This is a genomic window from Clostridium tarantellae, from assembly GCF_009295725.1.
Classification (GTDB): Bacteria; Bacillota; Clostridia; order Clostridiales; family Clostridiaceae; genus Sarcina; species Sarcina tarantellae.
The window spans coordinates 1-9,090 of record NZ_WHJC01000138.1 but is presented as its reverse complement, the minus strand read 5'-3'; the positions used below and the strand labels follow the sequence as shown (position 1 = coordinate 9,090).

Below are 9,090 nucleotides of genomic sequence, written 5' to 3'. Positions count from 1 at the left end.
ATTATATTGTATATATAAAATTGAAATTATCAATACAACAAAATTTTCAAATCCTCTTTTATAAAAAATATTTTTATACTCAACTAGATAACTGTTTAATGTTTTAATTATAGATTTTTCGTCAATACTATTTATATAACCAAATTTATCCTGTGTTTTATTAGTATTTGTTGTGTTAATAGTTTGCACAGTTTTTAGGAATTTGGTTCGTTTTTTATTTTAGAATTAAGATTGATCTTTATTTTTCATTTAATAATATTAGATAATTTTAAAAAGTTAAATATATGAATAATTTCTAAAAAAATATTAAAGAATATTTTTTTTATCTACTATTATTTAAAGAATTTTTATTGTTCACAGAATTAAGTTATTATATATATAAATAATATAATTGGGGTGATAAAATGAATAGATTAAAATTAATTTTACCAACACTAGAAGATAAAGATAAAATTATGGATTATAAAAAAGAATTTATTGAACATGGAGATAGTTTAGATGGTACTGCTGGTTTAGGCAATATTGAAATTTTTGAAGATTGGTATAGTGCAATTTGTGATAATTCCAAAGAAGAAACAGTTAGAGAAGGGTTGGTACCATCTACCACATATATGGCTATTTCTTTAACAGATAATAAATTAATAGGCATGATAGATATTAGACATGGATTAAATGATTATTTATTAAACTTTGGTGGACACATTGGTTATAGCATTAGAAAATGTGAAAGAAGAAAAGGATATGCTACTGAAATGTTATCTTTAGCACTATTATACTGTAAAGAATTAAAGATAAAGAAAGTTTTACTTACTTGTGATAAAAATAATATGGCATCTTCTAAAACTATTATTAAAAATGGTGGGAATTTAGAAAATGAAGTAAGTAAAGGTGAGAGGATAACCCAAAGATATTGGATAAATTTAAATGATGAAAGTTAATATTTTAACATTGTTTATTTAAATTTACCAAAATAAATTATAAGTGAAAATTATTATCAGTATTTAAGAATATATTCATTTAAATTTATAATTTAGCATAAATAACCATATTAAAGCTTATCTTTTATATTTATGCAAATTTGAAGTATAAGTATTATTTGATATAATATGGATATAGCATGATGTAAATTTAAAAATTCACACAAAAACAAGGTAAGGAGGGAGTTATAAAAAATGATTTTTTATAGCGAAAAAAATGAAAAAATTAGCAAAAATTCTTACGGTTTTAATATTAGCATTAAGTTTATCAGCATGTGGAGAAAATAATACTAACAAATACTTAGAAGATGGGAAAAATGCTCTAGCTAATGAACAATATGAACAAGCATTTTTAGATTTTAAGGCAGTTTTACATGAAAATAAGGATAATGAAGAAGCTATTACCTTATCTAATATTGTTCTATCATATTTACAAGCTAAAAAATATTATGATGATGATAATTTTTATTTAGCTAAAAAAGCTCTAGATAACATAGATCCAAGTTATACTCAATACAAGAAATTAAAAGAAAATATAGATTCTTTAAAATCTAAAATAGATGAAGCATTATCTTAACTTGAAAAAATCATATATTAAAGGATAAAAAACTATAAAAATTAAATAATTAAGTCATTGATAAAAAAATTTATCAATGACTTAATTATTTAAAAGTTAGTTTTTTATTAAATTGGAAATTTTAATTATGAATGATTTATAGATACTTTTGTATATGGAATACATATATTTTTTTTACATTCTATTTTTATTTTTAATACTCTTGTAGTTAAATAGTTAATATATGGTTCATTGTGAAAAGTAATAAAATAATTTCCTGTATTTGAAATTTTAAAAGAATATTTACCTTCATTATTTGTTAAACAGTTATAAAGCTCTTTACCATCTTTTATTAAAGTAACCTTTAGGTTTTTTATTCCATTACCAGTACACACATTAATAACTTTTCCATAAATATTACTTTCTGAATTTTTATTACAACAAGGTTTTTTTATAGCTACCTTTGTGCAAAGATTACATAAAGTTTTATAACATTCTAGATTTATTTCAAATATTCTTTCAGTAATAAAACACATATTTTTTGAAGTAGCAAATTCAATAAAATAAATTCCAGCCTTTGAAACCTTAAACCAATAAAATCCGCTACTATTTGTGGAATGTTTCGCAACTCTTTTGCCATCTTTCACTAAATAAACTACTAAGTTTTCAACAGGACAACAATTACATACATTAATTACTTTACCACAAACAGTACTAGTACAAGGTATTTTTTTATATGGTGCATCTATATGGTCAGTTATTTGTCCACCTATTACATCAAAACAAGGAGTTTTACCATTTTCATCAACTAAATTTCTTGTAGTAACAAATTTATATTTATCAATTGGACTAAACATGGCAAAATATCTTCCTACATCTACATTATTAATATTGTATCTGCCACTTGAATCTGTAATAGCACTATAATTAGTTTTTTCTCCATCAATACAATGGAATATTTCAACTGTTACTCCACCTATTCCTTGTTCATCATCATCTTTTATACCATTTTCATTAATATCATACCAAGCTATACCACTTATTCCTCCAAAGGAAAGTAATCCTGCATCTATATTTAAATTTATTTCATTTACTTCTAAATTTATAATATCTGTTCTACTGGTTTCCTTATTAACTTTAGAGTTTTTACTTAGGTCAGTTCCAGCATTTTTTATAGTAAAATCATATCCTGCTGGTTTTATAAAGCCTACAGTATATGGGCCAGACTTTAAATTATCAAATAAATATTTGCCATTTAAATCCGTTCTAGTAGTTTGTATAGGTTCATTAAAATTATCTTTATATAAATTTACAATAATATTGGCTATACCTCTTTCTCCATTATCTTGAATACCATTTCCATTTAAATCATTCCACACAAAATCACCAATAGAACTTTTTTCAACTAATGTTAATGTTGGAGGAGTTTCTTCTTGTCCACCATCAAAAATTATGGTAGCTTGGTTTCTTATTGGATTAGGATTTGGTAAAACATTACCTATTCTTACCTTAAATACAATGGTTATAGTTTCATTTGATTGTATAGTACCTATATTTAAACCATTATTTAAATTAACATTTGGAACTATTTGTCCTTTTAAAATTAAGGAATTATTTATAAAGGTTGTTCCATTTGGAATTTGGTCTATTAATCTTACATTTGTTATAGCTAGTATTCCATTGTTAACTATAGTTATGGTATAAGTTAATTCATCTCCTATTTGGGCTTTTGATAAATTTACTTTTTTATCTACCAATACATTTTTTATATCTATTAATGGAGCATCTACAGTTAATATTTCTTGCCCTGGAGCTAAAGTAAAGCAAGTACTATCGCCATTGTTATTTACTAAATTACCTACAGTTACAAATCTATAGCCATTAGGTTTTGAAAATTTAGCATAATATCTATCTGGAAGTACGTCTTCTATAAGGTATTTTCCATTAGAGTTTGTTGTAGCTGTATATTGACTTTTGGAATTATCCCTACAATAATACAAAACAACTTGTACACCGCGTAACCCTATTTCTCCAGGATCTTGCCTACCATTTTCATTTTTATCTACCCATACAGTATCTCCAACTTTACATAATTTTATTAAACCAGCATCTATATTTAGATTTTCTTCATTTCTCTTTAAAGTTATATTGTCCGTTCTTCCAGTACCTATATTAACCTTTGAGTTTTTGCTTATATCAACACCAATACCTTTTCTAGTAAAAGAGTAATCTTTTGGTTTACTAAATTCAACAGTGTATTCTCCAGCTCTTAAGTTGTCAAACAAATATTTTCCATTAACATTTGTAGTGGTAGTTCTTAATGCTACATTTAAATTATTAGACCTAAATAGTTTTACAGTTATATTTCCTAACCCTCTTTCTCCTGAATCTTGTATACCATTTCCATTTAAGTCATTCCATACAAAATCACCAATAGAACTTTTTTCAACGGTTGTTACTGTTGGTGGAGTTTCTTCTTGTCCTCCATCAAAGGTTATAGTAGCTTTATTTCGTATTGGATTAGGATTTGGTAAAACATTACCTATTCTTATTTTAAAGGTAATAGTTAGGGTTTCTTTTGCTTGCACAGTGCCTATATTTATTCCATTATTTAAATTAACATTTGAAACTGGTTGTCCTTTTAATATTAAAGAATTATTAACAAAGGTAGTTCCATTTGGAATTTGGTCTATTAATCTTACATTTGTTAAAGCCACTGCGCCATTATTAATTATGGTTATGGTGTAAGTTAATTCATCTCCTATTTGAGCCCTTGATAAATTAGCAGCTTTATTTACAGATACATTTTTTATATCTATTAATGGAGCATCCACATCTAATTTTTCTTCACCAGGATTTAAAGAAAAACATTTACTATCTCCATTAGCATTTACTAAATTACCTGCTGTTACAAAGTTATATCCACTAGGCTTTGAAAATTTAGCATAATATCTATCTGGAAGGACATCTTCTATAAGATATTTTCCATTAGAGTTTGTTATTGCTGTATATTGACTTTTTGAATTATCCCTACAATAATGCAAAACAACTTGTACTCCGCTTATACCTACTTCAGTAGCTTCTTGCCTTCCATTTTGATTTTTATCTAACCATACTGTATCTCCAACTTTAGATAATCTTATTAAACCAGCATCTATATTTAGATTTTCTTCATTTCTATTTAAATTTATGCTAGCTGTTCTTCCAGTGCTTATATTAACCTTTGAGTTCTTGCTTATATCAGTACCTACCCCTTTTCTGGTGAAAGCATAACCATTGGGTTTAGTAAATTCAACAATATATGATCCAGCTCTTAAATTATCAAATAAATATTTCCCATTAGAATTTGTAGTGGTAGTTCTTAATACTGTATTTAAATTATTAGAACTATATAATTTTACAGTTATATTTTCTATTCCTTGTTCTCCTGAATCTTGAATACCATTTCCATTTAAGTCATTCCATACAAAATCACCAATAGAACTTTTTTCAACGGTTGTTACTGTTGGTGGAGTTTCCGTTCTTCCTCCTTGGAAAATTATTGTTGCTTTGTTTTGTATTGGATTAGGATTAGGAAGGGTATTTCCTATTTTAACTTTAAACTTAACAATTATTGTTTGATTTACTGATACTGTTCCTATATTTAGTCCTGTATTTAAATTAACGTTAGCTAGGGTTTGACCATCTAAAGTTAAAGAACCATTTATAAAAGTAGTTCCATTTGGAATTTGGTCTATTAAAGTTACATTTCTTATTTCTTCTTTTCCATTATTAATAATCGTTATGGTATAGGTTAATTCATCTCCTATTTGGGCTCTTGATAAATCTACTTCTTTATTTACAGATACATTTTTTATATCTATTAATGGAGCATCCACATCTAATTTTTCTTGTCCTGTTGTTAAAGTAAAGCAACTAGTTTCACCATTACTATTTACTAAGTTACCTACAGTTACAAATCTATATCCATTAGGTTTTGAAAAAACCGCATAATATCTTCCAGGCTGTATATTTTCTATAATGTATTTTCCATTATTGTTTGTAGTAGTATTATATAAACTGTTAGCTTTAGCTCTATCATTACAAGCATATAAATTAACTTGTATATTACCTACACCAGATTCTCTAGCATCTTCTATTCCATTTTCATTTCTATCTAACCATACAGTATCTCCAACTTTGCATAACCTTATTAATCCCGCATCTATATCATTATTAGTTTCATCACTAATTAATGTTATTTCATCTGTAAATCCAGATTGTTTGTCTGCTTTAGAAGTTTTAGTTTTATCACTAGAAGCATCTTTAGTTGTAAAATCAAACCCATTAGGTTTAGTGAATTTAACTTTATATTTGCCAGGTTTTATTCCTGTGAAAGAATAAATACCATTTGAATCAGTAGTAGTACGTTGTATAACAGATCTTGGCCCTAAATCATTTGATCTATATAAGTCTACTGTAACATTAGCTATTCCAGGCTCATTAGCATCTTGTATTCCATTTAAATTTCTATCTTCCCAAACCTTATCACCTATATTTGTTAATTTTATTAATCCAGCATCTATACTTAAATCTTCATCAGGAGTATCACCTATTCCTATATATATTTCATCAGTAAAACCAGTATCTGTAATTACATTAGAATTTTTATCAGTAGGATTAATATATTTAAGAGTAAATTCATAACCACTAGGTTTTATAAATTGAACCAAGTATATATTTCTTGATAAATTATTAAATAAATAATATCCAGGTTGATCATTTATATTATTGGCTGTGAAAGTAGTTTGTAAAACCTTAGAATTACCTTTCTCATATAAATTAACTTTTATGCCATTTAAGCCAGACTCTCCTGCATCTTGAAGACCATTACTATTTAAGTCATACCAAACAAAATCGCCTATTATTCCTATTGTAATTTTTGGGGTTTTAACTTCTATTCCTGACTTTTCAGGCTCAGTAGGTAAAAATTGTCTAGTAGTTATATTATCAAAGGGGTCTATATAGCTACCTCTAAGAGCAAAGCTATTCCAAGCAGTAAGTCCTTCTCTAGCTCCTACAGGAGTAATAGCTTTAAGGGTTATAATTAAACTTTCACCAGGTAAAATTTTATCTGAACTGGTGATTTTAAAAGCACGATTATTTATTATTGGACTTGGTACTATTGTACTCCAGTCATTTGATGATCCAATTTCATTTCCATTAGCATCAAATCTAATTGGATCATCACTTTGAGAATATTCTACCTTTAAAGAAGGAGTAACTCTAGATGAGGAAAGAGTTGCTATTACTTCTGAAATTTCATAAACTCTAAACTGAGAACCTCTAAGGGAAGTAGGTAATATAACTCCTGTATCTCCTACATGAGGAAGTATATCTATAAGTTCTATGGTTTCTAAATCTACATTTCCATTATTAGTAATAGTTAATTTATATTCATTAGCTGCCCCTTGAAGAGTTGAACCCAGATTAGGGTTTTCTGTAAAATCTTGATCTAAGGGACCCTTTAATTTTTTGTCAGAAGCTAAACTTATACCTAGTAAAATTTTATTGGTTACTTCATTACTTTCAAGCAAGATTTCACCTGTTATATTATCTCCATCTCTATCATCAGTATCTCTATAAGATTTACTACCATAGAGTAATTTAGTTGTATCTACTATAGCTCTATTTCCGTTAGTACCTAAAATGGTGGTATTTTTAACAACCCCTTTTGCTCCTATTTTAACTTTAACATCAAATTCTACAGAAAATTCTCCTCTTTGCTCTAAAGCAAAATTAGGTTTAAATTTAAATCTTATTAGAGTTTTTCCTGTGTTATTAAAATTAGGTATACGCTGAACTGTAATAGGTGATACAACATTGGTGAAATCTGAGTCCGTAGATTTTTTAGTAGTTTGAGTAAAATAATTATAATAGGAATAAACTTCATTACCTAAATATTCTACCTTGTCATCTAATAAATCAGTGATTATAGGCTCATCAATTTGAGATCTTATACTACGAATTATTAATTTATATCTAATAGTGTCTCCTACTTTTACATCAGTATTAGGGGACACTTCTTCTTTTTTTACTATTAAATCAGAGAAGCCATCAAGGATAGTATTGAAAGTAGCAGTTTCATCAACTTCATTATTTTTAGATTGTACTATATTAGTTATATCTGTAGCTGTAGTATTTGCATCAATTATTCCATCTATAGCTAATGGAATATAAGCAAAAAATCCTACAGGTAATTTAGGTATAGTCCATCGTATTTTTGTTATTTTTTGTCCTTGGGAAACTATAGGTAAATCAATAAATTTTTCTTTATTAGCAGGAACAGTTTCTAAGGTTATAAAGTTTCCATCATTATTAATTTCGTATGATATTGTTATATTTCCAGTTAGGTTAAAATATTTTCCTAGGAAAATACCAAAAACTCCTGTATTTATTCTATTTGCAGTTACTTCAGGAGGTATTGTATCAGTAATTTGTACATTTTCTAAATCTACATTTGAATCATTTTTAGGATAGATAGTATAACTTATTTTATTTCCTTTAGTAGCATGGGTGGGACCTTCTTTATCTAAAACAAAAAGTATTTCTTTATTAGTTGTTGTGGCGGTATTTGTAACAGGAGTTTTAGCACCTGTATCATCGTTCCATTGCACAGTATTTCTTATAGTAGTTCCTCTTTGTAAAGCACTAGGTATTTTTACTACATATACAAATTTATACTCCGTTCCATAGTAATCAGGTAAAGTAAACTGAACATTATTACCAGATATTATTCCATTTAAATTGTTGTATCTATTATCATAGCCTGAAACATCTATTCCAATAGGAGAAGTAATGGAAGTATCAAAGGTAAATCCATTAGGCAATGTATCTACAATTCTAACATTAGTTATTTTTGCACCAAAGTCTCCATTTCCCTCTCTATTTTTTTTCAATTTATTTTTTAAAGTTAAAATGTATATTAAAGTTCCCCCAGCAGTTGGATTTACTCTGGAAGGAGCAACTATTTCTTTTTTTAATTCAAAGTCAGGAGTAAGTCTTAATGTTACACTAGAAGCATTAACTCTTTGTTCAGGTTCTGAATCCACCTTTAAAATAGCTGAATTAGTAAAATTTGTTCCACTAGATGTACCTAATTTAAACTTACAACTTATATTTAAAGCAGTAGAAACTCCTGTTTGAGGAATGGAATTAAAATCAAAGATAATTTTAGTTCCACTTTGTCGTCCTTGTTGAACATTTTCCTGTCTAATTGCTTTTAAAGGTGGTACCACTGGAGGCAATGTAAATTCTATATAATCCGGTATAAAATCTTCAATTATAGCAGAGGTTATTCCTTGAGTTAGATTACTAAAAGAGACATCTATGGTATATCTAAAGTTTTCTTCTAAATTAACGGTAGTATTACCAGTTAATGTTTTTCTAATAGTAGTGGCAACCTCTAATTCAGCTAAATTTTGGTATGCTATATTATTTTTTTCTTTAATTAAATTAATAGTAAAAAGGTTCAATTATTAAACCTCCTTTCTTGTAAATAAAAAGCTATTAATACAC

At 27.1% G+C, this 9,090-nt stretch carries 3 protein-coding genes; 2 read left to right on the top strand and 1 reads right to left on the bottom strand.

Annotated features, from left to right (window positions below; genetic code table 11):
• Positions 1–404: 404 nt before the first annotated feature.
• Together GBZ86_RS09705 and GBZ86_RS09700 are read left to right on the top strand one after the other, a co-directional pair.
• Positions 405–938 carry a GNAT family N-acetyltransferase gene (locus tag GBZ86_RS09705; RefSeq protein WP_152890153.1) on the top strand — a complete coding sequence of 178 codons (534 nt, stop codon included), beginning with the start codon at positions 405–407 and terminating at the stop codon, positions 936–938.
• A 256-nt stretch (positions 939–1,194) separates the two neighbouring features.
• Positions 1,195–1,554: an outer membrane protein assembly factor BamD gene (locus tag GBZ86_RS09700; RefSeq protein WP_152890151.1), complete on the top strand. Its 360-nt coding sequence runs from the start codon at positions 1,195–1,197 to the stop codon at positions 1,552–1,554.
• Positions 1,555–1,679: 125 nt separating this feature from the next.
• Here the strand turns inward: GBZ86_RS09700 and GBZ86_RS09695 are convergent, their stop codons facing one another.
• Complete coding sequence (locus GBZ86_RS09695) at positions 1,680–9,047, bottom strand: SdrD B-like domain-containing protein (RefSeq protein ID WP_152890149.1); 7,368 nt, start codon at positions 9,045–9,047, stop codon at positions 1,680–1,682.
• Positions 9,048–9,090 lie beyond the last annotated feature (43 nt).